Annotated in this window: 22 protein-coding genes; 12 read left to right on the top strand and 10 right to left on the bottom strand. The window is 64.3% G+C overall.

What is annotated here, in order from left to right; genetic code table 11:
* Positions 1–277 precede the first annotated feature (277 nt).
* Positions 278–754 carry a hypothetical protein gene (locus HYH07_RS11020; protein ID WP_220002522.1) on the top strand — a complete coding sequence of 159 codons (477 nt, stop codon included), beginning with the start codon at positions 278–280 and terminating at the stop codon, positions 752–754.
* A 456-nt stretch (positions 755–1,210) separates the two neighbouring features.
* On the opposite strand, the gene HYH07_RS11015 is transcribed toward HYH07_RS11020, so the two are convergent.
* The 9 genes from HYH07_RS11015 to HYH07_RS10975 form a co-directional block, all read right to left on the bottom strand.
* The gene (locus HYH07_RS11015; RefSeq protein ID WP_220002727.1) at positions 1,211–1,438 is read right to left on the bottom strand and encodes a hypothetical protein; all 228 of its coding nucleotides are present in this window, start codon (positions 1,436–1,438) and stop codon (positions 1,211–1,213) included.
* A 1,191-nt stretch (positions 1,439–2,629) separates the two neighbouring features.
* Complete coding sequence (locus HYH07_RS11010; protein WP_220002521.1) at positions 2,630–2,890, bottom strand: hypothetical protein; 261 nt, start codon at positions 2,888–2,890, stop codon at positions 2,630–2,632.
* A gap of 764 nt (positions 2,891–3,654) precedes the next feature.
* A complete protein-coding gene (locus tag HYH07_RS11005) occupies positions 3,655–4,410 on the bottom strand; it encodes an ABC transporter permease (protein WP_057745763.1) in 756 nt (251 codons plus the stop codon).
* On the bottom strand, positions 4,407–5,219 hold the full coding sequence (locus tag HYH07_RS11000; protein WP_220002520.1) for an ABC transporter ATP-binding protein: 813 nt from the start codon (positions 5,217–5,219) through the stop codon (positions 4,407–4,409). Before HYH07_RS11000 ends, HYH07_RS11005 begins: the two co-directional genes overlap by 4 nt.
* A gap of 7 nt (positions 5,220–5,226) precedes the next feature.
* Positions 5,227–6,201: an ABC transporter substrate-binding protein gene (locus HYH07_RS10995; RefSeq protein ID WP_220002519.1), complete on the bottom strand. Its 975-nt coding sequence runs from the start codon at positions 6,199–6,201 to the stop codon at positions 5,227–5,229.
* An 86-nt stretch (positions 6,202–6,287) separates the two neighbouring features.
* Entirely contained in the window at positions 6,288–7,277 is a 990-nt protein-coding gene (locus HYH07_RS10990; protein WP_220002518.1) for an ABC transporter substrate-binding protein, read from the bottom strand.
* A 34-nt stretch (positions 7,278–7,311) separates the two neighbouring features.
* On the bottom strand, positions 7,312–8,433 hold the full coding sequence (locus tag HYH07_RS10985) for an ABC transporter permease (RefSeq protein ID WP_220002517.1): 1,122 nt from the start codon (positions 8,431–8,433) through the stop codon (positions 7,312–7,314).
* Positions 8,433–9,356 carry an ABC transporter permease subunit gene (locus HYH07_RS10980; RefSeq protein ID WP_220002516.1) on the bottom strand — a complete coding sequence of 308 codons (924 nt, stop codon included), beginning with the start codon at positions 9,354–9,356 and terminating at the stop codon, positions 8,433–8,435. Before HYH07_RS10980 ends, HYH07_RS10985 begins: the two co-directional genes overlap by 1 nt.
* A complete protein-coding gene (locus tag HYH07_RS10975; protein WP_220002515.1) occupies positions 9,346–10,179 on the bottom strand; it encodes an ABC transporter ATP-binding protein in 834 nt (277 codons plus the stop codon). Before HYH07_RS10975 ends, HYH07_RS10980 begins: the two co-directional genes overlap by 11 nt.
* Before the next feature lie 198 nt (positions 10,180–10,377).
* Between HYH07_RS10975 and HYH07_RS10970 the strand changes: the two genes are divergently transcribed.
* Genes HYH07_RS10970 through HYH07_RS10940 form a run of 7 tightly spaced genes read left to right on the top strand, consistent with a single transcriptional unit; the run spans position 10,378 to position 18,296 of the window.
* Positions 10,378–11,256 carry a xanthine dehydrogenase family protein subunit M gene (locus HYH07_RS10970; protein ID WP_220002514.1) on the top strand — a complete coding sequence of 293 codons (879 nt, stop codon included), beginning with the start codon at positions 10,378–10,380 and terminating at the stop codon, positions 11,254–11,256.
* Positions 11,246–11,737: a (2Fe-2S)-binding protein gene (locus HYH07_RS10965; RefSeq protein WP_220002513.1), complete on the top strand. Its 492-nt coding sequence runs from the start codon at positions 11,246–11,248 to the stop codon at positions 11,735–11,737. The genes HYH07_RS10970 and HYH07_RS10965 overlap by 11 nt, the downstream gene beginning before the upstream one ends.
* A complete protein-coding gene (locus HYH07_RS10960; protein WP_220002512.1) occupies positions 11,734–14,079 on the top strand; it encodes a xanthine dehydrogenase family protein molybdopterin-binding subunit in 2,346 nt (781 codons plus the stop codon). The genes HYH07_RS10965 and HYH07_RS10960 overlap by 4 nt, the downstream gene beginning before the upstream one ends.
* Positions 14,076–15,191 carry a ring-opening amidohydrolase gene (locus HYH07_RS10955; protein WP_220002511.1) on the top strand — a complete coding sequence of 372 codons (1,116 nt, stop codon included), beginning with the start codon at positions 14,076–14,078 and terminating at the stop codon, positions 15,189–15,191. Before HYH07_RS10960 ends, HYH07_RS10955 begins: the two co-directional genes overlap by 4 nt.
* Positions 15,192–16,394: an NAD(P)/FAD-dependent oxidoreductase gene (locus tag HYH07_RS10950; protein ID WP_220002510.1), complete on the top strand. Its 1,203-nt coding sequence runs from the start codon at positions 15,192–15,194 to the stop codon at positions 16,392–16,394.
* 12 nt (positions 16,395–16,406) lie between these two features.
* Positions 16,407–16,913 (top strand): hypothetical protein, encoded by a 507-nt coding sequence (locus HYH07_RS10945; RefSeq protein WP_220002509.1) that lies wholly within the window; start codon positions 16,407–16,409, stop codon positions 16,911–16,913.
* A gap of 3 nt (positions 16,914–16,916) precedes the next feature.
* On the top strand, positions 16,917–18,296 hold the full coding sequence (locus HYH07_RS10940) for an amidase (RefSeq protein WP_220002508.1): 1,380 nt from the start codon (positions 16,917–16,919) through the stop codon (positions 18,294–18,296).
* A 65-nt stretch (positions 18,297–18,361) separates the two neighbouring features.
* Here HYH07_RS10940 and HYH07_RS10935 read toward each other — a convergent pair whose 3' ends face one another.
* Positions 18,362–20,737, bottom strand: coding sequence for a glucose/quinate/shikimate family membrane-bound PQQ-dependent dehydrogenase (locus HYH07_RS10935; protein WP_220002507.1), 2,376 nt, complete (start codon positions 20,735–20,737; stop codon positions 18,362–18,364).
* Between the two features lie 245 nt (positions 20,738–20,982).
* On the opposite strand from HYH07_RS10935, the gene xylB reads away from it, so the two are divergent.
* From xylB to HYH07_RS10915, 4 genes are all read left to right on the top strand, one after another.
* Positions 20,983–22,428: a xylulokinase gene (gene xylB, locus HYH07_RS10930; protein ID WP_220002506.1), complete on the top strand. Its 1,446-nt coding sequence runs from the start codon at positions 20,983–20,985 to the stop codon at positions 22,426–22,428.
* 123 nt (positions 22,429–22,551) lie between these two features.
* Positions 22,552–24,075 (top strand): sugar ABC transporter ATP-binding protein, encoded by a 1,524-nt coding sequence (locus HYH07_RS10925; protein WP_220002505.1) that lies wholly within the window; start codon positions 22,552–22,554, stop codon positions 24,073–24,075.
* Complete coding sequence (locus HYH07_RS10920) at positions 24,068–25,108, top strand: ABC transporter permease subunit (protein WP_220002504.1); 1,041 nt, start codon at positions 24,068–24,070, stop codon at positions 25,106–25,108. The genes HYH07_RS10925 and HYH07_RS10920 overlap by 8 nt, the downstream gene beginning before the upstream one ends.
* Before the next feature lie 95 nt (positions 25,109–25,203).
* Positions 25,204–26,151 carry an ABC transporter substrate-binding protein gene (locus HYH07_RS10915; RefSeq protein WP_220002503.1) on the top strand — a complete coding sequence of 316 codons (948 nt, stop codon included), beginning with the start codon at positions 25,204–25,206 and terminating at the stop codon, positions 26,149–26,151.
* Positions 26,152–26,436: the final 285 nt, after the last annotated feature.

The raw sequence follows: 26,436 nt of genomic DNA, 5'->3' as shown, positions 1-26,436 counted from the left end.
ACCTCGCCGTAGATCGCGTCCAAAAGCATGCTCAACATGATCACCGTACCCGTTATTGATGGCAATCCGCCGAATCCTTGCGAAACCTGTCATCTTCGCGAAGCGCAACCAGAAGGTTGAGCGCCTGTGGTTTAATTATCGCCGGTTGCAGCGCTGCCCGCTCGGAAAAAGCGGCAAAGTTGAGGCCGTCAAGGATAGATCGGATTAGAATGCCGATTATCCCCATTATACACTGTATCCCGTTTGGGGTTCTGGGTGCTTATTTGGAGGGTCAATCATGGCAAGTGTTCAACCATTGCACAGACGGGAAGGTGTCAATCTAGTTCAACTTGAGGCGGACATTAGTTCGGTACGCTCGGGAAGCTCTGTCGCTTCCATCGCTCTGCCTGATTATGTCGAGCACACCGCGGGGGTGACGCGCGTTGGCGCGCTCAGCGCGGAGGCGGTCATTCGCGACTATGAGTCCGCCGCAAAGGAGATCGAGGCTATGGGCACCGAGTTGATCGACGCCGCACAAAAATGCGAGGCGCTGACGGCACAGGTCCATGATGCGATAGCCTTCATGCGCGAAACGGCGGCCGGGTATCGTGAAGAAGGGCGGAAGATCTTCAAGCGCATCGAAGAATGCGCGTTGTTCACCGAAGACGTTCGCAAGACATGCGAACAGGTCAAGCGCAGAATGGCAGAAGTCTCCGTCGGCGAGTCTCCGAGGCCGGAGCTTGCGGAGCTGGAGCCCGAGACGGAAGGCGCATAGCGCGCAGAGGCGTAGGGCGGGTTACGCCGCGCGGATTCCTCTTCGCGCAATCCGCAGGGCTAACCCGCCCAGGCTCGCGACGACGGCTCGCCGCGGACCGGCGGATTACGGACAGCGAGCATTAGGTTTCCAAGGTTACGTGGCGAAGGTCTTTTCTTCCTCAGTCGGCTAGAACTGATCCTCGTTGCGTCCCGTCCGAGTGATAGATGTGCGTCCCCCGCGCAACGAGGTGCCCATAAGCAGCGCGAGCCGCTCGCGCCATGCGCGCTTTTGAACGCCAGTTCGATAACGTGGCGCTGCTCTGGCGTGACGTCAATATCTGAAAGGAAACGGTCTAAGGGCATGACCGCGCTACCTGATTGATCGTAGCGATCCCGTTTGCGAGATCGTGGCGCGCAAGGTGATTGAGATCGGCACGAACGGCGTCAGCAACGCAGTCGCGATTAGCGAGATCGCCTACAAGCAACTTAATCCGCGCGAGTAAGGCCGCCTCGGTTGGCGGCCTCTTCGGCCCACCGGTTCACGTTGGGGGCCTATCTCTTCGATCACGTCGTATTCGAAAGCGACGCCTTCCGGATCGTTCTGCTCGAACCACATTTCCGCGGCATTCACAGTAGCGAAAACCTTGATGTGATCCTTGTCGCCGACCTGCTTGGCGGCGTTGACGTATATGAAGACGGTCATTCGTCCCTCTGCAGATTGGTCGCCAGAGATCTGGGTCGCACATTCTGGCATCACAGCGTTATCCCACTGAATTGAACGATGGTGAAACCACCAGCACTTGGGGATGATTGACGTCCGAACCACATGTCTGGCTCGGAACGCTCGATTGGAAACAGCGATGATGCGGTCGGTTTTGGCCCTGGGCCTATTGCTTAATTTGAGTGTTGCGGGGAATGCTGCCACGGTGCATCGCTCAACACCACCATTGCGCGCGCGCCCGCAAGTGTTCGTTCCCCACAGTCAACTCGTTCCTCCCGGTCAAGGCGTGGCGACCCCCGGCTTCGCCGTCCCCGGTTGGACCGACGAGGCCACCCGGCGATGGCTGGACAGCCCCACGGCCTGCTTAGGCTGTGGCGGATAGCGCGCCACGCTGTGGCCTCTTGTCTGCCGAGTAGTCGGCGGCGAAGGATAGAACGAGGCGGAGGCCGCTCGCGCTGGGACGGCATATCCAAACGCAACTACCCTGCTGTGGCGCTAGTTTTAAAACGCACGCAGTTCTTTCTTAACCGCCTCAGCCGGGGTAGTTTATTCTGCCTTGAAGGGGTCTGTTGGCGACGCTGATTGCCGCCAGCATCGAGCCGAGATCTATTGTCGTTCCTCGAATTTGCTGCAGCGAGGATCGCCTCGCTTCACCCGGCGAAGCTCCTGGAACGACGGCCCGTCACACTGGAGCAGTGTGTATTCTTTGTATGATGGGGGCGGCACGCGCCAGCAAAGCGCCTCACCAGCGGGCACTGTGTACGTATCCCCCACGCCGGTAATATAGTTGCAGGCCGACACAGGCCTTTTGACCTTCTCTTGATCTTGTGCGTGAGCCTGAGCTAGCGAAGCCACTGCGAAGAACGCTACCGACAAAACGCGCATTATTCTCTCCTCTCGCGACAGCAAACATTCAGGGGTCCGAAGCATCGATTGGCTTGGGCGCAGGGAAGAGATCAGTCGGGGACGTAAGAAATTCCCGGAGTCGGCGGCGGTCTCAAAGCGGAGCGAGAATCTGCCAGATGACCAGAAGCACCACGATCATCAGCATGGCATAAACCCGATCCGCGCGAACAAGTCGGGCCGCGCTCCAGCGGGGGCCGCATCGCCTAACGGTTATCAACGGCATGTGGGCGGACTGAATACCTATCTAGCTTGGTGGGTTTTGAGAGGCTATCGGCGTTGCATGCACGCATGCACGTAATCCTTCATGCCGGAATCCAGCGCGCTCCGGCTGAGGCCCATGGACATGGCCTCCTCTTTGCACCTTTCTCTCTTTGCTTCGAACTGCGGATGGATTGCTTCGGCGCACTGAAGGCGGAAGGGGCCGGGGGGATATTGTCGGCAGTTTTGCGCCTGAGCGCTGGTGCTGCTTAGAACCATTGAGAAGGCAATCAGCGTGCGGACCACGTCAAAAAGGACGTCTTTCGCCATTTCACTTCTCCTTTCCCCCGATCGAAGCCGTGGTCGATTTCTTGTTGCGAGCGCCCGAGACCATGAAGCACCGGCGCTGAGTCTCACCGCACGCGCGACCGGCAGCGGCTCATGACCCATCGCCGGCGGTTGAGGCGGTAAGCTACGACGCGACCCGCCGGCTGCCACGTCGGCGGGTCTCTAACCGATTATCCAAAAAACGTCATGGCCGTGAGAGCCAAATCGGCGCCGAAATCTGATGCAAACGTCAGAAGAAGCCCGAGGGCGATACAGGCAGCGAAAATTGCGACAGCAACCTTAGACATAGTCATTTTTGCAATCCCTCTAAAAACGTTGGGAAGTGCAATTCCGAACATTGACTTAGCAAGGGCTATGCCGGCGATGTGTGAGGCAGTTCACACCAGACTGCTCGAACAAGCGAAAGTGACCCGCGCAGGGTGGCGCTGGGCAGCACCAATTTCTCGGAAAGCTTCCTGTCTCAGAGCTAGGGCCGCAAGAGCGTGGCAAGTTTTACACCACGCCGCTAACCCATTGATGCGACTTGATGCGGATAACAGCGGTTTTACAGCTAAGTCTCTCGCGCCCATGAATAAGCCACAGCCTTCCAAGCTGAATCGAGGGTTCGAACCCTTCACCCGCTCCAGCTTTTTCAGAGCCTCGGCAATAGGCTTGGCAATAGACTTGGCGAGCGGTCAGATTTCACCCTGACCACTGGGCCGCTTGACGCGTTCCGACGCGTCTTTCCGATCGCTTTCCGCGAGCCATCAGCGTCCGGCCCAGTGGACGAAGCGGCGCTCGATGACGAGGAAGATGAGGTTGAGCGAATAGCCCAGCGCGCCTGCGGCGAAGATGGCGGCATACATCGCGGGCATGTCGAACAGTTGCTGGGCTTCGAACACGCGCTGGCCGAGGCCGTCGGTCGAGCCGATGAACATCTCGGCGACGACGATGATGACCAGCGCCAGCGACACGCCGTTGCGCAATCCGACGAAGGTCTGTGGCAGCGATTCCCTGAGCATGACGTCGAACAGGACGCGCGCACGCGACGCGCCCATCACCTTGGCCGCCAGAAGCCGCGTCTTGCGCGCATTCATGACGCCATAGGCGACGTTGAACAGGATCACCAGGGCCGCGCCGAACGCCGCCACCGAGATCTTGGTGCGGTCGCCGACGCCGAACAGCACCAGGAACAGCGGGAACATCGCCGAGGCCGGCGTCGAACGGAAGAAGTCGATCAGGAATTCGACCGAGCGGTAGACCTTTTCGGATGAGCCGAGCACGATGCCGAGCGGGATGGCGATGACGGCGGCAATCGCCGTCGAGGTGATGGTACGCACCACCGTCCGGACGAAGTCGACTCCGAGCTTACCGGACTGCATGCCCTCCCAGAGCGTGCGGAACGTCGCAAGCGGCGAGGGCAACAGCACCGGATCGACCAGCTTGAGGAAGCTGACCAGCGACCAGATCGCCAGCAGGATGGCGATGCCGACGAGCGGCAGCAGGGCATTGGCGCGTTTCATCCGCGGTGCACCTCGCGCTGGAACAGTTTCAGGCAATGCGCCTTGGTGGCGACAAAGCCCGGGTCGGACATGGTGCGATCGGTGCGCGGCCGGGGGGCGTCGAACTTGACGAACTCGACGACACGGGCCGGATGCCGCGACAAGAGCAGCACATAGTCGGACAGATAGACGGCCTCCTCGAGGTCGTGCGACACCAGCACCATGGTCGTCGCCGTCTCCATGAACACGCGCTGCAGCTGCTCGCGCATGAACAGCGTCATTTCATAGTCGAGCGCCGAGAACGGCTCGTCCAGGAACAGGATTTCCGGCTCGACGATCAGCGCGCGCATGATCGAGACCAGCTGCTGCTGGCCGCCCGACAAATGATAGGGATAGAGCGACAGATCGACCTTGACGCCGAGATGCGCGACCAGGCGCTCGACGCGCCGGTCGCGCTCGGGCTTGGGAACGCCCATCAGCTTGAGCGGGTACGCAATGTTGTCGAAGGCGCGCAGCCAGGGGAACAGCGCCTCGCGATAGTTCTGGAAGACATAGCCGAACTTGACCTTGCTGACCGGCCGGCCGTCGAACAGCACTTCGCCCGCGTCCATCGGCACCAGGCCGGCGATCATGTTGATCAGCGTGCTCTTGCCGCATCCGTTCGGCCCGAACACCGAAATCAGCTTGCCGCGAGGAATGTCGAAATCGAAATTGTCGTAGATGACGGCGTCGGTGTAACCCTTGCAAAGTCCGCGGATGGTGACGTGAGGCGCGGTCCTGCGCGACTCGTCATGGGTGCCGGTCGGCCAGCTCGGGACGGCGCTGCTCACGCGGGGCTCAAAACTTCTGCAGGAACTTGGTGGCGTCGATCTTTTCGGGGATGACGCCGATTGACGCGCCGAAATCCGCCAGCGTTTGCAGATCGGCGATCTGCTCCTTGCTCATGTCCGATGCCATCACGTAACCGAGCATCGGCACCATGTCCACGACGTTATCGGGCGTGAAGGTGTTCTTGGCGAGATGCTTGCGGGCCTCGTCCGGATTGGCGTTGATGAATGCGATCGCCCTGGCCCAGGCCGCGGCGAAGCGCCTTGCGACATCCGGCCGCTTCTGGACGAAGTCGCTGGTCACCGCGCAGCCGGCCGCATAGGCATTGGCAGTTTCGCTGCCCAGGATGTATTTCGAGATCACGCCGGCCTCGAGCGAGCGTGCGACGCCGGCCTTGATCATCATGGATGCATTCGGCTCGAGCGTATATCCGCCGTCGAAGCTGCCCGAGGTCATCGCATTGACGTGCTGGCCCATGTCGAGCTGATCGATGGTGTAGTCACCGTCCTTCAGTCCGTTCTTGGCAAGGATGGCCTTGGCGGTGTTCAGATTGGCAGGTCCCGGCGCCGACATCAGCTTGGCGCCCTTGAGATCGGCGATCGAGTTCGCGGGAAAGCCGTTGCGGACGACGAATTGCTCCATCTTCCAGGTCTTGGTCTGGCTGTTGAGCGCAATGTACATCGCAACGCCCGGCTTCTTGACGTTGGCGTTCAGCCCCTCGATCGTGACGAGGACGGCGGACACCTCGATCTGATTGGTCATGAGCGCCGCGACATTGGCCGGCCCGCCCATCAGCTTGGTCATCTCCGGCTCGATGTTCTGTTCCTTAAAGAACCCGCGCTCGAGCGCGACGAAATAGGGCAGGGACGAACTGAGCGGGAAGACGCCGACCGAAACCTTGTCCTGCGCTCGCGCTGGACCTGCGAGACCGGCCATGCTTGCGAGCAAAAGGAGTGCCGCGAGCGTCTTCGTCGTCCAGTTCATGGGATATCCGTCCGGAGGGTTCGATTGAATGAGCGGTCGCGGAATCAGGGTAGGACGGACGCCGCGCGCCCGTCCTACGTTCAATGTCACTTCTTCATCGCTTCGATGACGGCGAAGCTGTAGGCGCCTTCTGGCTTCTTGGTGATGACGGGATCGGAACCGCCCGACATCAGCGTCGCCACCGTGCGGTCATAGTCCTTGACGTCGAGCTTGCCGTCGGCGTCGCCAAGCAGCTTGGCGATCTCGCCCATCATCCGCTTCTGATCCTTCTCGGTCTTGGCGCCGGTCGTGTCGGCGGCGAGGATGATCTTCACGGCCTCATCGGGATGCGCCTTGGCATATTCCCAGCCCTTCATCGAGGCCTTCACGAACTTCGCCATCCTGGCGACGAAGGCGGGGTCCTTCAGGTTCTTCTCCAGCACGTAGAGGCCGTCCTCCAGCGTTGCGACGCCTTCGTCCTCGTATTTGAAGACGACGAGCTGACTCGGCTTGTAGCCGCCGTCGATCACCTGCCAGTACTCGTTATAGGTCATGGTCGAGACGCAGTCGGCCTGCTTCTGCAGGATCGGGTCGACATTGAAGCCCTGCTTGATCACCTTGACGCCGCCCGGCGAGCCGTCGGTCTTGAAGCCGAGCTTCGACATCCAGGACAGGAACGGATATTCGTTGCCGCCGTACCAGACGCCGAGCGTCTTGCCCTTGAGATCGGCCGGCTTCTTGATGCCGGTGTCGGCACGGCAGGTCAGCTCCAGGCCGCTCTTCTTGAAAGTCTGCGAGATGTTGACGAGCGGGACGCCCTTCTCGCGCGAGGCGAGCGCGGACGGCATCCAGTCGACGGTCACGTCGGCGCCGCCGCCGGCAATCACCTGCGGGGGCGCCACGTCAGGACCGCCCGGCTTGATGGTGACGTCGAGGCCGGCTTCCTTGTAGAAGCCCTTGTCCCTGGCCACGAAGTAGCCGGCGAACTGCGCCTGGGCGACCCATTTGAGCTGGATGGTGACGGGTTCGGCTGCTTGTGCGTTCGAAAGCGTCAGGCCGAGCGAAAGACCTGCGGCCAGTGCCAATGCGTGCTTCATGCAAGACTCCAAATTCAACTTGGACCTCGCCGACCTAGGTCCGATAGGACGGATGCCAGAACGTTGTCGCGCGTTCGGCCAGCGTGACAAAGCCGTAGAAAGCCATTCCGGCGAGGGCGGCCAACGCGATCTCCGCCCAGACCATGTCGATGGCCATGCGGCCGGCCTCGGTGGAGATGCGAAATCCGATACCCTGTGTCGGAGTACCGAAGAACTCTGCAACGATCGCGCCAATCAGGGCAAGCGTGGCGTTGATCTTGAGCGCGTTGAAGATGAAAGGCAGCGCGGCCGGCAGATGCAGCTTGGCCAGCGCCTGGGCATGGGTGGCGCCGTAGGAGCGCATCAGGTCGCGCTCGATATGGCCGGCCGCATTCAGCCCGGCGATGGCGTTGACCAGCATCGGGAAGAAGGTCACGAGCACGACCACGGCGGCTTTCGACGGCCAGTCGAAGCCGAACCACATCACCATGATCGGCGCGACGCCGACGAGCGGAAGCGCCGAAAAGAAGTTGCCGAGCGGCAGCAGCCCGCGGCCGAGGAAGGCGTAGCGGTGCGCCAGGATCGCAACCAGAAGCCCGGCGGCGCAGCCGATGACGTAACCCGCCAGCACGCCGCGGACGAAGGTCTGCACGAAGTCGGCGCCGAGGATCGGCAGCGAATGGGCGAATTTCGTCGCCGCCGCGCTCGGTGACGGCAGCAGCACGGCCGGCACGCCGAAGCCGCGCACCGCGACCTCCCAGAGATAGAACACGGTGAGACCGAACAGGAGCGGGACCAGCAGGTCGAGCGCGCGCCGCCGTCTGCCCCGGGCTTGATGCGTGCCGGCGAGATTGACGACGCCCAGTGCCGCCGACAGCCAGCACGCCATCACGATCATCCAGAAGCCGGCGCGTGCGGTCCCCGCCACGGCCGCATCGTCCAGCAGCACCAGCGACGCGGCGGCGGCGAGCGTCGCACCGGCAAGACCGGGAATTGTCGCCCGTTGATCCGACAGCCAGGCGGCCAGCAGGAACAACAGGCCGGCTGCGCCGACAATGGACCGGACGATGGGATAGGCCGACAAAGGCGAGGATTGCGGCGCGAGCGGAAGCACGAAGGCGAGCGCCAGCGCGGCGGTCGCGGCGATGAATCCCAGCCTCAGCTTGCGCGGATCCATCAATGCACCCCCATGCGCCGGCCGACAGCGCGTTCGATCAGTCCGATCAGCGCGATCAAGGCGGAGGAGAGGACAGCGGCGGCGACCAGCGCCGACCACAATTGCACCGTCTGGCCATAGTAGGAGCCCGAGAGCAGCCGCGCCCCGATGCCGGCTTCCGCGCCGGTCGGCAATTCCGCGACGATGGCGCCGATCAGCGAAATCGTCACGGCGACCTTGAGGCTCGCGAACAGATAAGGCACCGATGCCGGCCAGCGCAGCTTCCACAGCACCTGGCGCGGCGTCGCCGACCACGTTCGCATCAGTTCGAGCTGGAGCGGATCGGGTGAGGCAAAGCCTTTCACCATCCCGATGGTGATGGGAAAGAAGCAGAGATAGGCCGAGATGATCGACTTCGGCAGCAGGCCGTGCAGTCCGAGCGCCCCCAGCACCACGATGAAGATCGGCGCCAACGCCAGCACCGGCACCATCTGCGAGCAGATGATCCAGGGTAGCAAGCTCCGCTCCAAGACTCGGCTGTGCAGGATCAGCAGCGCCAGCACGATCCCGAACAGCGCGCCGAGCAGGAAGCCGAGCAAGGTCGCCGATAACGTCACCAGCGAATGGTAGACCAGGCTGCGCGGCGCCAGCGGCGGGTAGCCGAACACGGAATCGAGGAAGGCGGCGGCGATCTGGTGCGGGGCCGGCAGCAATGGCCGCTCGGCATCCATGGTGCCGGCGAGCACGTCGCTCATCGTATAGGGTGTCTCTTCGCGCTCGAAGCCGTCGCGGACCAGCGACCAGTTCATGGCGATGGCCGCGACATACCAGATCGCGGCCAGCGCCAGCACCATTGTGACGACTGGCGCGTAACGCGTGACCAGGGGATGATCACGAAGCGTGCGCGCGGGACGCAAGGGCAGGGCGAGCGCGTTACTCGTCATAGGAGTGCCCCGCGCGCAGGCCATTGCGCACGCGCTGCGCCACCTTCAAAAATTCCGGCGTCTCGCGGATTTCCAGGGAACGGTCGGTCGGGAAATCGCAGTCGATGACATCGATGATGCGGCCCGGGCGCGGCGACATCACGACAATCCTGGTCGACAGGAATACGGCTTCCGGAATCGAATGGGTCACGAACAGCACGGTCTTGCCGGTCGACTTCCAGAGCTGGAGGAGCTGCTCGTTGAGGTGATCGCGCACGATCTCGTCGAGCGCGCCGAACGGCTCGTCCATCAGCAGCAGCGCCGGATCGAACGACAAGGCGCGTGCGATCGAGACCCGCTGCTGCATGCCGCCGGAAAGCTGCCAGGGAAATTTGCGCTCGAAGCCGGTGAGATTGACCATCGACAAATAGCGCTCGACGCGCCGCTGCTGCTCGATCTCGGAATAGCCCATGATCTCCAGCGGCAGCTTCAGGTTCTTCTCGATGGTTCGCCATGGGAACAGCGCCGGCGCCTGGAATACATAGCCATAGCTGCGGGCAAGCCGCGCCGCTTCCGCGCTCATGTCGTTCACCGTGAGCGTGCCGGACGAAGGCTGCTGCAGATCGGCGATCACCCGCAGCATCGTGGTCTTGCCGCAGCCGGACGGCCCGATGAAGGAGACGAACTCGCCTTCGGCGACTTGCAGATTGACGTTGGAGAGCGCCTCGACCCGGCCGTCGGCGGTGTCGAAGGTCAGCGAGATGTTTTGGGCGTCGACGACGAGCCGCCCCGGTCGGGGGTCCGCGATCGGTTCGTCTGATATGGAGAGACTTGGCTTTGGCATGGCGATGCGAAATATTGTCGCAAAAGCGGTTTGTCGTGGCGCGCCCAATCTTTACGCAGGCGAAGTGCATAATAAGCAGGTTTTTGTCTGATTTCGAAGCAATTGACGCGCGGGCGACTTTTGACTTGCCTTGTTCACAGCAGATAGTTTCGTGTTCGCTTTCGCAACAAGCGCGCGAGCCCTCGATATGCGAGCCATATGAAGCCTGCTCCATTCAAATATGTCCTGGCGTCGTCGCTCGACCACGCGCTCGCGCTGAAGGCCGAACATGGCGACGAAGCGCGCTTTCTCGCAGGCGGCCAAAGCCTTATCCCGGCGATGAATTTTCGCCTGGCGCGGCCTTCGGTGCTGATCGACATCAACGCGCTCACGGGGCTTGCCGGCATCGATCGCCCGGAGGCGGGGCAGGTCAGGGTCGGTGCCTTGACGCGCTACCGGGCGCTCGAGCGGGATGGCGAGTTCCTCAGGAGCTGCCCGCTGTTCGCCGATGCACTGCCGCATATCGCGCATCCGCAAGTTCGTAACCGCGGCACCATCGGCGGCAATCTCTCCCACGCCGATCCGGCATCGGAGCTGCCGGCGCTCGCAATCGCCATGCAGGCAAAGATGCTGATCAGGTCGGCAGCGGGCGAGCGAATGGTGGCGGCGTCCGACTTCTTTGCCGGCCTGCTCACCACCGACCTCGCCAGCGACGAGATGCTGGTCGGTATCACTTATCCGGTCCTGGCCCCGCGCAGCGGCGCCTGCTTCATGGAAATCGCGCGCCGCCGCGGCGATTTCGCCATTGCAGGCGTTGCGGCCGTCGTGACACTGGACGAGGAGCGCCGCTGCGCCAGCGTGCGGCTCGCCCTCTGCGGCGTCGGCGAGACGCCGGTGGATGCCGGTGCCGCAGCATTGCCGATGATCGGCAGCCGTGTGACGGGCGATGCGGTCGAAGCGGTCGCCGCCGGCGTGCGGGACCTCATCGCGCCGTCCGGCAACGTTCACGCCAGCCCGGACTACCAGCGGCATGTGGCCGGCGTGCTGGTCCAGCGCGCCATCCGCACTGCTCACCAACGGATCAGCCATGCAGCCTGACCACCACGAGATCGAGCTCACGGTGAACGGCACCCATTATCGGCGCACGGTGGAATCGCGCCTGCTGCTGTCCGATTTCCTGCGTCATGAGCTGGGGCTCGCCGGCACCCATGTCGGCTGCGAGCACGGAGTATGCGGGGCCTGCACCATCCTTCTCGACGGTGATCCGGTTCGGTCCTGCCTGATGCTGGCGGTGCAGGCCAAGGGCCACGCGCTTGCGACGGTCGAGGGGCTGGCGTCCGCCAGCGGCGAGCTGCATCCGGTGCAGCAAGCGATGCACGCCCATCACGGCCTGCAATGCGGCTATTGCACGCCCGGGATCCTGATGACCATGACGGCCTATCTGAACGAGCATCCATCGCCGTCGGAGGACGAGGTGCGCGAGGCGCTATCAGGCAATCTCTGCCGCTGCACCGGCTATCAGAACATCGTCGATGCGATGATGGATGCGGCCGCGCGGATGCGGGAGGAGGCGCCATGAGCACTCGCTTCTTCGGCGCGCCGGTCAAGCGCAATGAGGACAGGAAGCTCCTGACCGGCCAGGCGCTGTTCATCGACGACGTCGAACTGCCTGATATGCTGCATGTCGCCTTCCTGCGCAGCCAGGTTGCGCATGCCCGCCTGAAGCAGATCGATGTATCGCGCGCGAGAAAGCGGCCGGGCGTCGTCGCGGTCTATGTTGCGGAGGACTATGGCGACTATTGGCAGCCCGGTCCGCTTCTGGTGCAGCCCCCGCCGATTCCGGGAAGCACCTTCAATCCGCGCACTCAGGTGCCGCTCGCCAGGGACAAGGTGCGCTATGTCGGCGAGCCGCTCGCTGTCGTCGTCGCAGAGAGCCGCTACCTCGCCGAGGACGCGCTCGACGATATCGATGTGGAGCTGGAGACGCTGCCTGCGGTCGTCGACATCGAGCAGGCGTTGACGTCCTCGTCGGTGCCGGTCCATGACGACCTCGGCTCGAATGTCGCGGCCCATGTCCACCAGGTCAAAGGCGACTATCGCAAGGCCGCCGCCAACGCGCATATCATCCTCAGGCGCCGCATTCGCTACGAGCACGGCATCTCCTCGCCGATCGAGACCCGCGGCGTGGTCGCGCATTGGAATGCGCGCGGCCAGCAGATGACGATCTGGGATACGACCCAGGCGCCGGTGTTCATTCGCAACGGCCTTGCCGCCATGCTCGGCCTCGGCGAGCGGCAGGTGCGCGTCATCGCGCCCTTCGTCGGCGGCGGCTTCGGGCCGAAGATCATGATGTTCTACCCGGAAGAGGTGGCGCTGCCGTGGATCTCCATGCGTCTCAATCGTCCGGTCAAATGGATCGAGGACCGGCTCGAGCATTTCGTCGCGACCACGCACGAGCGCGGCCAGATTCACGACGCCGAAATCGCGCTCGCAGCCGACGGCCGCATCCTCGGCGTCAAGGACGTCTTCCTGCACGACACCGGCGCCTACAATACGTACGGCCTGACGGTGCCGATCAACAGCCAGTGCACGCTGCTCGGCCCCTACGTGATCCCGGCCTATGACAGCACGTTCACGGCCGTGTTCACCAATCTGCCGATCGTCACGCCCTATCGCGGCGCCGGCAGGCAGCACGGGGTTTTCGTGATCGAGCGGCTGCTCGATCTGGCCGCGCGGGAGCTCGGCATCGATCGCGCGGAGATCCGGCGGCGCAACCTGATTCCACCAGACGCCTTTCCGTACAACAATCAGATCATCTTCCAGGACTTTGCGCCGCTCAGCTACGACAGCGGCAATTACGAGCCCGTTCTCACCAAGGCGCTCGACGCGATCGGATATCAGCGCTTCCTGAAGGAGGAGCAACCGAAGTTTCGCGAGGAGGGACGCTGCGTCGGCATCGGCGTCGCCTGCTACGTCGAGGGCACCGGCATCGGCCCGTATGAGGGCGCCAAGGTGCAGGTGCAGGCCAACGGCAAGGTGAACGTGGCGACCGGCATCGGCACCCAGGGGCAGGGGCATTTCACCAGCTTCGCGCAGATCGTCGCCGACCAGCTCGGCGTCGATCCTTCCGATGTCGATATCGTCACCGGTGACACCGACCAATTCTATTGGGGCGCCGGGACCTTTGCGAGCCGGGGTGCCGTGGTGGCCGGCAACGCCGTCAGCGAGGCTTCGGCCGCGGTCCGGCGCAAGGCCCTGAAGCTCGCGGCCGACGCCTTCGAATGCGCCGAGGAGGACCTCGTCCTTGCCGACGGAAAAGTGTCGATCGCGGGGATTCCAGGAAAGTTCATCCGCCTCGGCGAGCTCGCGCAGCGCGCCAATCCGATGCGCGGTGCGGTGAGGCCGGGCACCGAACCGGGGCTCGAATCCACGCAATATTTCGGTCCGCCCTCCGGCGCGACCGCCAACGGCGTTCATGCCGCGATCGTCGAGATCGATCCGCTGACCTTCGAGCTGAAGGTGCTCAAGTATGTCGTGGTCCATGACTGCGGCACGGTGATCAATCCGATGATCCTCGAAGGCCAGATCCACGGCGGCGTAGCGCAGGGCATCGGCAATGCCTTCTTCGAGAAGCTTGCCTTCGACGATCAGGGCCAGCTCCTCAACGCTTCGCTCGCCGATTATCTGCTACCGACCGCGCTCGACGTGCCGCGCATGGAGCTCGACCATACGGTGACGCCGTCGCCGCTCAATCCGCTCGGCATCAAGGGCGCGGGCGAGGCGGGAGCCATCCCGGTGGGTGCGGTGTTCGCGCAGGCGATCGAGGATGCGCTGCAGCTCACCTCGCGCAAGGTCGAGCTGCTCGAAATTCCGCTGAGCCCGAGCCGGCTGTTCGAGCTGACACGACAGGAGGACGCATGAGAACAGCACGCGTGTTTCGCCTGTCGATGGCCCATCCCGGCGACCTCTCCGAACTCGATGATCTGATCGTGCGCGGCACGATCAAGGCGGCCGACGTCGCGGCCATCATCGGCAAGACCGAAGGCAATGGCGGCGTCAACGATTTTACCCGCGGCTACTTCACCCAGACGCTGATGGCGCTGCTGTCGAAGCATCTCGGCCGGCCGGCCGCCGAGCTGATCCGCGAGATCCCCTGCGTGCTCTCCGGTGGCACCGAGGGGGTGATGAGCCCGCATTACAGCGTCTTCTGTGTCGGCGAGAGCGAAGCCGCTAAGCACCATCCGTCCGCGCTGGCAATCGGGACTGCCTTCAGCGCTCCGGTGGCGGCCGAAGAGGTCGGCCGGCGCGCCCATGTCGAGAGCGTGGCGGCGACCGTGCGTGCCGCAATGAGTGACGCCGGAATCGAACGGATTGAGGACGTGCATTTCGTCCAGGTGAAATGCCCCTGCGTGACGGTGGCGCGGGCGGCGGCGGCCATCGCCGCCGGCAAGACGCCGCTCACCAGCGATCCCAACAAGTCGATGGCCTTTGCGCGCGCCGCCGGCGCCTTTGGCGTCGCGCTCGCCCTGTCCGAGATCAGGCCGGACGACTTTACCGATGCGTCGCTGCTCGCCGATTTCTCGATCCAGTCGCCGCGTGCGAGCATTTCCTCGGGCGTCGAGGTCGAAAGCAACGAGGTCGTGGTGCTCGGCAACAGCCCGAACTGGGCGGGCAATTTGCGCATCGCGCACCGGCCCATGAGCGATGCGCTCGATATCGGAGCGGTGGTCGACGTGCTCGCCGATCTCGGCATCGCGGCCAGCCCGCAGGTGTCCGCCGCGGACTCGGCGCGCATCGCCTCGGTGCTGGTCAAATGCGAGCCGGACCGGCGCGGCCGGATCCGCGGCCATCGCCACACCATGCTCGACGACACCGATATCAACGCGCAGCGGCACATAAGAGGTGCGGTTGCCGGCCTCGTGGCCGGCGTGATCGGCGATGGACGCATTTTCGTGTCTGGAGGCGCCGAGCATCAGGGGCCGGATGGCGGCGGCCTGATCGCCGTGATCGCGTCGCAGGAAGGGGCTGGCTAGATGCGGATTGTCATCATCGGCGCTGGCGTCGCGGGATGCGTGATGGCGCGCCGGCTCGCAGCTCTTGACGGCGTCGAAGTCGTCTGCCTCGAGCGGGTCAGCCGCGACGACCACTCCGAAGCGGGCACCGGGCTCAATGTCGGGCCGAACGCGGTGAAGGCGCTGCGTGCGGTCGATCCGGAGCTTGCCGCGCGCATCACCGCGGCGAGCTTCGTCTGGGCCAATTGGCGGATCTCGCTCACCGACGGCACCGTGCTGTTCGATCTGCCGCTCAAGGACGTTGCCGATGGGCCCGGCTGGCGCATCCGCTGGTCGGAGCTCTACCGCGTGTTGCGCGAGGCAGCCGGCCCGAGCGTCGCCTATGGCTGCGAGATCACGCATATCGCCCGCGATGCTGCCGATCCTCGCAAGACAACAATCACCTGGCGCCAGGATGGCCGCGAGCATCGGATTGACGCTATCGATCTCCTGATTGCGGCGGACGGCCGTTACTCCGACGTGCGGCGGACCATCTCCGGCGAAGTGCCGGTGCGTCTCACGGGCGTTGCGATCTCGCGCCTCCTGGTGCCTGACACCTCGCGCGGCCTGATCGACGATTATGAGCAATGGTTCAACGGGCCGAACCGGTTGCTGGCGTTCCGCGTGCCGCCGGATCACGTCTATCTGGCCGGCACGTTCCCGATCGAGTCTGAGATCCCCGAAGCCAGCAAGGCGCCTGAGGCGCTGCGCGCCGCCTATACGCCGGCCGAGGCGCCGCCGAGCGACCAGGCGCGCTGGCTGATCGACCAGCTCTGCAATGGCGTCGCCGACACACATTGGGCGCGGATGCAGGAGCATGATTTGCTCTACCACGCCGCCGACTGCAACGTGCTCTATCTTGGCGACGCCGCCCATGGCATGGTGCCGACGCTCGGCCAGGGCGCGACCCAGGCGATCGAGGATGCCGCCTGTGCGGCCGCGCTGATCACGCAGCGCCATCAGGGCGGCGTGCGTGACGTCGCGGCGTGGCTTGCAGAGATCGAGGCGCTGCGGTCTGATCGCATGCGCTTCGTGATGGAGCTCTCGCTGGCCGCGAGCGACACGATTCTCGCGGGCGGAGATCCGGTCGCGGGCACGCGCAAGAAGAGTGATGAACCGTTTCGCAACAATCTGAAGGCGCTGTATCGTCAAATCGGCCCGCCGATCGACGGCGGCCGAGCGTGAGGAGATATTGAGATGACCGATCTGCCGCTCGCGACCGTCCATGGTCTCTATCACATTGCGATCAAGACCGATGATCTCGCCGCGACCCGGACGTTCTGGACCGGGATCATCGGGCTGCGCGAATTTCCCCGGCCCGATTTCGGCTATCCCGGTGCCTGGCTCGGCTGCCCCCAGCCGGGCGGGCTCGGCATCATCCACGTCTATGCCGGCGGTCCCGCGCTCGGCCCCGAAGGCAAGGCACCCTCAGGCACGGCGGCGATCGATCACGTCTCGCTGTCCTGCTCGGGCTATCGCTCTTATGTGGCGCGCTTCAAGGCCGCCGGGCTCGACTGGCGCGAATTCATCGTGCCCGGCGCCTCGCTGTGGCAGCTTTTCGTCTACGATCCCTCCGGCGTGCAGCTCGAGCTGACCTTCGAATCATCGGGCGAAGGCGAGGAGAAGCCGGACGTGTCGCCGGGCCGCAAATATGTCGCCGGCGCGAGCTTCTTCGACAAGGCGACCTACCCGAAACTCGGCTGATCCATGAACGATCGCGCTCCGCTCTGGGCCATGTCGGCGCGTGAGTTCGCGCGCGCCTTTGCCGATGGCCTTTCGCCGCGCGCGGTGATCGAGGCGACGCTCTCGCATATCGCCGCGACCAATCCGCGCCTCAATGCCATCGTGACGCTGGATGCTTCAGGCGCGCTTGCCGCGGCAGACGCAAGCGCGCGGCGTTGGCGCGACGGGAAGCCCGCAAGCGCGCTCGACGGCGTGCCTGTTACGGTCAAGGACAACATCCTCGTCGCAGGGCTGCGCGCAACCTGGGGGTCGAAGCTCTATTCCGACTTCGTGCCCGATGAGGACGAATTGCCGGTGCGCCGGCTGCGCGAGGCCGGCGCCATCATCCTCGGCAAGACCAACGTGCCTGAATTCACCGTGCATGGTTACACCGACAATGCGCTGTTCGGGACCACCGGCAATCCCTGGGATCCGGCCCTGACACCGGGTGGTTCGAGCGGCGGTGCGGTGGCAGCGGTCGCCACCGGCATGTGCGCGTTCGCGCTCGGCACCGACGGCGGCGGCTCGATCCGGCGCCCGGCCGCTCATACCGGCCTCGTCGGCTTCAAACCCTCGCGCGACACCGTGGCGCGCGGCAAAGGTTTTCCGGCCATCCTGGGCGAGTTCGAGGTGATCGGCCCGATCGCACGCGGCGCCGAGGATGTTCTCGCAGCCATGGAGGTGATTGCTGCGCCGGCGTGGCCGCGCCTTATGGCTGCGCCGTTGCCGCCACGGCCGCGCATCGCCTATGCGCCGACATTTGGCCGAGCGCCCGTCGACCCCTTCATTCGCGACGTGACCGAACGCACGATCGCGCAGGCTCGAACGCTTGGCCTTGACGTCGAGACCCTATCGCCGTTCACACTGGCCGATCCGCTTGAAGCCGTGTGGCCCGTGATCAGCCAGACCGGGGTCGCCTGGCTCCTGGATCAGCATCCGGGTTGGCAGGGCCAGGTTAGCCCCGCCATCGCCGAGATGGAGGCGGCCGGGCGCCGCCTGTCGGCGCGCGACTATCTCGACGCACTCAACCAGGTCGCAACCCTGCGCCGGTCTTTCGATGCGTTGTTCGCGCAATACGACTTCCTGATCACACCGTGCGCCGCTGCGATGCCGTGGCCGGCGGGCGAATCCCATCCCGCCGTCATCGACGGCCAGCCGGTCGGGCCGCGCGGCCATGCCGTGTTCACGGCGATCGTGAACGCACTCGGCCTGCCTGCCATGTCGCTTCCCTGTGTCATCCCGGACGGCGCGCTTCCTGTCGGACTTCAAGTGATCGCGGGCTGCGATCATGATGGCGGGCTGGTGAAGTTTGCTCGCGAATATGAAGGCCGGCTGTTCGTGTACCGATGGCCGAATTCGCTCTGACGGGGTGACGCAGAGCGGCTCGGCATTCGGCAGCGCTCGGCAGTCTCTCCAGACGCCACTGCGGGTCAATCCTTCAACGCATAGGCGATGACGTAGTCGCCGCGCCTGGTGCCGAACGAACCGTGACCGCCGGCCGCGGTGACGACATATTGCTTGCCGCCGGCCTCGTAGCTCATCGGTGTCGACTGGGCGCCGGCAGGCAGGCGGTCTTCCCAGAGAACCTTGCCGTCGCGCACGTCGTAGGCCCGGATCGTGTACTCGTAGGTGCCGGTGTAGAACGCAACGCCGCCGGCGGTCGCGATCGGCCCGCCCAGCATCGGCACGCCCATCCGGAAAGGCAAAGGCAGCGGCGTGGTGTCCCGGATCGTGCCGTTGGGATGCTGCCAGACGATCTTCATCGTCTTCAGATCAATCGCAGCCATCGAGCCCCATGGCGGCCGGTAGCACGGCACGGAGAGTGGCGAGAGGAAGCTCTGGATGTCCACCCCGAACGGCGTGCCATACATCGGCTGTGTGCCGACCTCGCTGCCGACAGGCTTCTCGGCCGTCGGCGCGGGCGGATTTTGCGGGCCGCGCGGAATGAGCTTCGAGACGAACGGCAGCGACATCGGGTTGGCGATGGCGACCTGTCTCACCGGATCGATCGCGATGCCGCCCCATTCGAACATGCCGAGATTGCCGGGAAAGACGAGCGTGCCCCGCAACGAGGGTGGCGTGAACGTGCCCTCGTAACGCAGCCGGTGGAACATGATCCGGCACAAGAGCTGATCGAAGATCGTGCCGCCCCACATGTCCGCGCCGGTCAGCTTCGCCTCGGGGCGGAACGTCAGTTCGGAGAATGGTTGCGTCGGCGCGCTGCGATCGCCGGGCGCGGCGCCTTGCGGCACCGGGCGCTCCGACGCGGGCACGATCAGCTCGCCGGTGCGTCGATCGAGCACGAAGATGTTGCCCACCTTGGTCGGCTGGATGATCGCGGGAACGATGCCCTTGGCCGTGGTGACATCGACCAGGCTCGGCTGCGAGGGAACGTCCATGTCCCAGAGGTCGTGATGCACCGTCTGGTACGACCAGACGCGCTTGCCGGAGAGGACATCGAGCGCAACGATCGAGCTGGAATAGCGCTCGACCAGCGCATTGCGATCGCCGCCCCAGATGTCGGGCCCGTTATTGCCTGTCGGGATGTAGACGAGATTCAATTTCGGATCGAACGAGGCCGTGATCCACGAATTCGGCGAGCCGTTGGTGTAGTGACGCGTCGGCGACGGCAGCTCATTTTCGTCGGCTGCGCCGGAGTCCCAGGCCCAAACCAGCTTGCCGGTGTAGACGTCGAAGCCGCGGACGACACCCGAGGGCACGTCGACCGCATAATTGTCGATCACTGCCGCGGCGACGACCAATATCTTGTCGCTGACCACAGGCGGCGACGTCGGCTCGAAGAAGCCCAACGTCTTGATCCCCATGCCTTGCTGGAGATCGAGGCTGCCGTGATCGCCAAAACTGTCGCACGGCTTGCCGCTGTCGGCATCGAGCGCGATCATGCGGCCGTCATTGACCGGCAGGAAGATCCTCCGGGGGCATTCGGCGGGCGCCGGAGCGCCGCCGCTGTCGACGGCACCTTCAGCGGTTTCGTGATAGGAGACGCCGCGGCAGGTCATGTGCTGGAACGTCTTGTTGTGCACCAGCTTGGGATCGTATCGCCAGCGTTCCTTGCCGGTGCTGGCGTCGAGCGCGAACAGCACCTGGTGCTGTGAGCAAAGATAAAGCGTGTCGCGCACCTTGATCGGCGTGACCTCGAAGGTGGTCTCGCCGGAATCCTCCGGTGTCGGCATATCGCCGGTGCGGAATGTCCAGGCGACCTTGAGCTTTCCGACATTGTCGGGCGTGATCTGCTGCAGCGGCGAATAGCGCTGTCCGAATTGCGTGCGTCCATACGCCCGCCAATCGCCATCCGGCTGAGGGTCGGCTTCGCTTTGCGGCACACTCGATGCCTGCTCGGCGATCGTGCCGTTGCTGTCGTGATAGCTGGACAGAAGCGAGATGACGAGGACGACCGAAGAGGCAGCTACGCCGATCCAGAGTGGCAGCGTCGCGCTTCGGTACGACACCGGCCGGTCTTGCAGCAGCCCGCGAACGATCACGGGCGCGAGCAGCCAGAGTGCCATGGGAAAGACGATGTCGCCGCGCGCTGCCAGCGGCCACCAGTCGAACCGCACCTCCGAGATGGCCCACGCCACAGTGGCGATCAGCACGATCGCGAACAGCCAGAGCGCCTGATGGCGCTGTGCCAGCAACAACGCGGCCGTCACGACAATCCCGGCACCGAGAACAAGGTAAAAGATGGATCCGCCGAGCGTGGCGAGCCAGAGGCCGCCGCCCGCGAGCACCAGACCGATCAGGGCATAGACGAGACCTGTGACAAAGACGGCCCTGGATCGCTGCATGGTTGCTCCGGCGGGGCAAAAAGATCGAGCACTGTCCGGTGCAAACGCAGCAGACGGCGCCGAGTTGCAGTCACTGTGGTCAAGTCAACCACAGCTGGCAACCTTCGACTGCTGCGTTGATGCAACATCCAAGGGCGAAAACTTGCGATCCGATGTGATAAGTCTTTGTTCGGAATTGCGCGCTCGTTGAATACGATCATTGTCGTGTCCTTAAGGACTCGCAATAGCCGGGAACCACATCCGTCATGTATCTGGGCATCGATCTCGGCACCTCCGCAGTCAAGACCGTTCTGGTGGACGGCGCGCAGCGCGTGATCGCGAGTGCGAGTTGGGCGCTGACGATCGCCTCGCCGCAGCAAGGCTATTTCGAGCAGGATCCAGCGCAGTGGATCGAGGCGACCTTTGCCACACTGGACGCCCTGAAGGCCTCGCATGGACAAGAGCTGGCGAGGGTCGAAGGCATCGGGCTGTCGGGCCAGATGCACGGCCCGACGCTGCTCGATGCGAACGATAGGCCATTGCGGCCCTGCATCCTCTGGAACGACGGACGCTCGGCCGGGGAGTGTCGCATTCTGGAGCAGCGCTGGCCCGCCTTGCGCGCGATCACGGGCAACAAGGCGATGCCCGGCTTTGCGGCGCCAAAGCTGCTCTGGATCGCAAAGCACGAGCCCGAGGTTTTTGAGGCGACGCGGCGCGTGCTGTTGCCGAAAGCCTATCTGCGCCTCGTTCTATCGGGCGAGGCCGTCGAGGATGTCTCCGACGCATCGGGATCGCTATGGCTCGACGCGGCGCGGCGGGACTGGTCGGATGCGGCATTGGCCGCAACCGGCCTGTCACGCGCGCACATGCCGCGCCTGGTCGAGGGCTGCGCGCCGGCGGCTTCATTGCGCGGCGAGCTTGCGCAGCGTTGGGGCATGGTTCGCCGGCCAATGATCGCGGGCGGCGCCGGTGATAATCCGGCGGGCGCCATCGGCATCGGCGCGATCAAACCGGGAACCGCGTTCATCTCGCTGGGAACCTCAGGTGCCTTGCTGGCGCCATCAGACCATATTGCCACCAACCCGGACCGGGTGGTCCACACCTTCTGCCACGCAATCCCTGGCATGTGGATTCAGGCCGGCGCCATTCTCTCGGCGGCGTCGTGCCTTGCCTGGGCTGCGCGCCTGTTCGGCGTGCCTGAAAGCGAACTGCTGGCGCCGCTTGGCGCGCGGGCGCAGGCGCCGTCGCCCGTGAGCTTCCTGCCATATCTTGCGGGCGAGCGGACACCGCACGATGATCCCGTCGCGCGCGGCATGCTCGATGGGTTGAGCCACGGCACCGACCGCACGGCGATCGTGCAGGCCGTGCTGGAGGGCGTGGCCTTCGCGCTGGCCGATTGCCGGGACGCGCTTGGCGATGCCGGCATTGCAGTGACCGAGGCCGACGTCATCGGCGGCGGTTCGCGGTCCCGGTTCTGGCTGTCGGTGCTTGCAAACGTCTTGAATGTTCCGATCCATCGCTTTGCCGAAGGCGAAACCGGCGCGGCGTTCGGTGCGGCGAGATTGGGGCGACTTGCTGTCACCGGCGAGGCCATCGCAGACGTCTGCACGCCACCGCAACGCGTCGAGACTTTCGAACCTGACCCCGTGCTGGCTCGGGCCTATGCCGACCGGCTTCCCGCCTGGCGCCAGCTCTATCGGCCACGCCACTAGCTTCGCTTTGGTTGCGCATTTTGACCTGTTCGCTGTTGCCCTGTGCGGCGGCCTTTTGTTTAATGCGCAAAACCGCGCCCGACGAGGCGCGAACAGGAAACGCATTGTGCGCCGGGAGGCACGATGAACGAGCCGATCCTCGAGATGCGAGGAGTGTCAAAATCCTTTTTCGGCATCAAGGCGCTGCGTGCGGTTGACCTGACGGTCTATGCCGGCGAGGTCCATGCCTTGATGGGCGAGAATGGCGCCGGCAAATCGACCCTGATGAAAATCCTGTCGGGGGCCTACCGGCCCGATTCTGGCGGCGAGATCCGCATCGAAGGCAAGCCGGTGCATATCCACGGCCCGCTCGGCGGTCGCGCCGCGGGTATCTCGATCATCTATCAGGAACTGTCTCTGGCCCCCAATCTGAGCGTCGCGGAGAATATTTATCTCGGTCGCGAGATGTCGCGTTCAGGTTTGCTGGCGCGCGGTGCTATGCGCGAAGGTGTCGGCCCGATCCTGGAGCGGCTGGGCGCGGATTTCACACCGTCGACATTGGTGGCGCATCTCTCCATGGGGCAGCGCCAGCTCGTCGAGATTGCGCGTGCGCTGCACGCGCGCTCGAAAATCCTGATCATGGACGAGCCGACCACGGCGCTGTCCGCCGGCGAGAGCGAGCGGCTGTTTGCGCTGATCCGGCAACTTCGCGCCGAAGGGCTTGCCATCATCTATATCTCGCACCGCATGGACGAGGTCTATGCGCTCGGTGACCGCGTCACCGTGCTGCGGGACGGCCGGCTGGTCGGTTCGCTCGGCAAGCAGGAGATCCGCGCCGATGCCATCGTCCGCATGATGGTCGGGCGCGACGTCTCCTCCTTCTACAAGAAGGATCATGATCCCGAGGCCGGGAAGGGGCATCCCGTGCTGACGGCGACCGACATGGCGGATGGGCAGCGCGTCAAGGGCTGCTCGCTCACCGTCCATGCCGGCGAGGTGGTCGGGCTTGCCGGACTGATCGGCGCCGGCCGCACCGAGCTTGCGCATCTGATCGTTGGTGCCGCACCGAAGATTTCGGGTCGTCTCGAACTCGAAGGCCAGCCGATCGACATCCGCACGCCCGGCGAGGCGCTCGAGGCCGGCATCGCCTATCTGACCGAAGACCGGAAGGCGCTCGGCCTGTTCCTCGACATGTCGTGCCTGGACAACATCAATCTCGCCGTGATCGGACGCGATGCCAAGCTCGGCTGGTTCCTGGACCGCGACAAGGCGCGCGAGCGCGCCGACAGGGCGTTTGCTGGACTCAGTATCCGCGCCGCCAATCCCGGCGTGCCCGCAGGAGGCCTGTCCGGCGGCAATCAGCAAAAGGTGTTGCTATCGCGGCTGCTCGCCATTGCGCCGAAGGTGCTGATCCTCGACGAGCCGACGCGCGGCGTTGACGTCGGCGCCAAGTCGGAGATCTATACCATCATCGACAATCTCGCCAAGGCCGGCACCGCCATCCTCGTCATTTCGTCCGATCTGCCAGAGATCATCGGTATCTGTGACCGCGTCCTGGTGATGCGGTCGGGGCATATCGCAGGCGAAGTCAGGCGAACCGAGACGGCGCCTCTAACGCAGGAAGACATCATGGCCCTCGCCACGGGGACGGAGCATCTCGATGCCTGACAATGGATCGACGCAGGCAAAGGCCGCGACCGTAAACGGCACCGCCGCTGCCGAGGCAACGAAGCGCCAACGGATCAGGCTCCTGATCCGCGCCGCCGGCATGCTGCCGGTGCTGCTACTGCTGTGCATCGGTTTCCACTATCTATCGGATGGCCGCTTCTTCACCGGACAGAATCTCGGGATCGTGCTGCAGCAGGCTGCCGTCAACACCGTGCTCGCCGCGGGCATGACCTTCGTCATCCTCACCGGCGGCATCGATCTCTCGGTCGGCTCGATCCTGGCCGCCTCGGCGATGGCGGGCCTGACGGTCTCCAAACTGCCCGAGATGGGGGCGCTTTGGCTGCCGGTCGCTGTGCTCACCGGCCTTGGCTTCGGCATCATCAATGGCGCGCTGATCGCACTGTTGCGCCTGCCGCCCTTCATCGTCACGCTGGGCTCTCTCACCGCCGTGCGCGGACTGGCGCGTCTGCTCGGCGCCGACACCACGGTGTTCAATCCGTCGATTCCCTATGCCTTCATCGGCAACGGCTCGCTGACGCTGATTCCGGGCGTCGCGTCGATTCCCTGGCTGTCGGTCATTGCACTGCTCGTCATTCTCGTGTCGTGGGTAGTGCTGCGCCGGACCGTGCTGGGCGTGCACATCTATGCGGTCGGCGGCAATGAGAGCGCCGCTCGGCTCGCCGGCATCAAGGTCTGGGCCGTGCTGACCTTCGTCTATGGCGTATCAGGGCTTTTCGCAGGCCTTGGCGGCGCCATGCAGGCGGCGCGGCTCTATGCCGCCAACGGCTTGCAGCTCGGACAAAGCTACGAGCTCGATGCCATCACCGCGGTCATCCTCGGCGGCACGTCTTTCGTCGGCGGCATCGGCTCGATCTGGGGGACGCTGGTCGGCGCACTGATCATCGCGGTGCTCTCGAACGGCCTGATCCTCGTCGGCGTCTCCGACATCTGGCAATATGTGATCAAGGGCCTGGTGATCATCGGCGCCGTGGCGCTGGATCGCTACCGGTTGCAAGGCTCCGCCAGGACTTGAACGGTTTTACGCGCATCTGAGCGCATGGTGTGAAATTCGGTTGCGGCAACTGGTCTGCCGCGCCCGGGGATGAAGACAGACCAGGGAGGAAGACAATGTTGAAGATGACCATGCTCGCCGGCGCTGCGATGGCGCTTGCCCTGACCACCGCGCCGGCCTCTGCCAAGGAGCTCAAATCGATCGGCGTCTCGCTGGGCTCGATGGGCAACCCGTTCTTCGTCGCGCTGTCGAAGGGCGCCGAGTTCGAGGCCAAGAAGACCAATCCCAATGTGAAGATCACCACCGTCGGCTTCGAATATGATCTCGGCAAGCAGGTCACCCAGATCGACAATTTCATCGCCGCCGGTGTCGATCTGATCCTGCTCAACCCCGGCGATCCCAAGGCGATCGGCCCGGCGATCAAGAAGGCGCAGGCTGCGGGCATCGTCGTGGTCGCAGTCGACACCGCGGCCGAAGGCGCCGATGCCACCGTGACGACCAACAACGTCCAGGCCGGCGAGATCGCGTGCCAGTACATTGTCGACAAGCTGGGCGGCAAGGGCGACGTCATCATCGAGAACGGACCGCAGGTCTCCGCGGTGATCGACCGCGTCACCGGCTGCAAGAACGTCTTCGGCAAGAATCCCGGCATCAAGGTGCTGTCCAGCGACCAGGACGGCAAGGGCTCGCGCGAAGGCGGCCTCACCATCGCGCAAGGCTATCTGACCCGCTTCCCCAAGATCGACGCCATCTTTGCCATCAACGACCCGCAGGCGATCGGCACCGATCTCGCGGCCAAACAGCAAAACCGCAGCGGCATCATCATCACCGCGGTCGACGGCGCGCCCGACATTGAGGCCTCGCTGAAGGATCCCGGCTCGCCGCAGATCCAGGCGTCGGCCTCGCAGGACCCGTTCTTCATGGCGCGGCGCGCGGTGCAGGTCGGCGTCGGCATCCTGAATGGGCAGAAGCCGGCCTCGACCGTCGAGCTGCTGCCCTCGAAGCTCGTGACCCGAGATAACATCGGGGATTACAAGGGCTGGACCTCGGACCGTTCACAGTAGAACGGCTGCATTGGGCGGCGACCTGTTGCGCGGTCGCCGCCTTCGCACGACGGCGCGTTTCGGCATCGTCAGCACCATTGGCACGGCAGCTGCGTGAGCGGCGCAAGGCGCTCCCGTCAACGGCCGACCATGGCCTTGGGGCTGAATCGTCGGAAGAACGGGTTGACCCCGGCGAGCGATATGTCAGAGAAGGACAGCAAGTCCGGTCGGGCATTTTGGGACATCGCGAATGGCAAGCGTACCGTTTGAGCTGAAGGGCAAGAGCGTCTACGTCGCCGGCCATCG

The sequence above is a fragment of the Bradyrhizobium sp. BR 10261 genome (assembly GCF_019455395.1).
Lineage (GTDB): Bacteria > Pseudomonadota > Alphaproteobacteria > Rhizobiales > Xanthobacteraceae > Bradyrhizobium > Bradyrhizobium manausense.
This window is presented reverse-complemented; position numbering and strand designations above follow the sequence as displayed.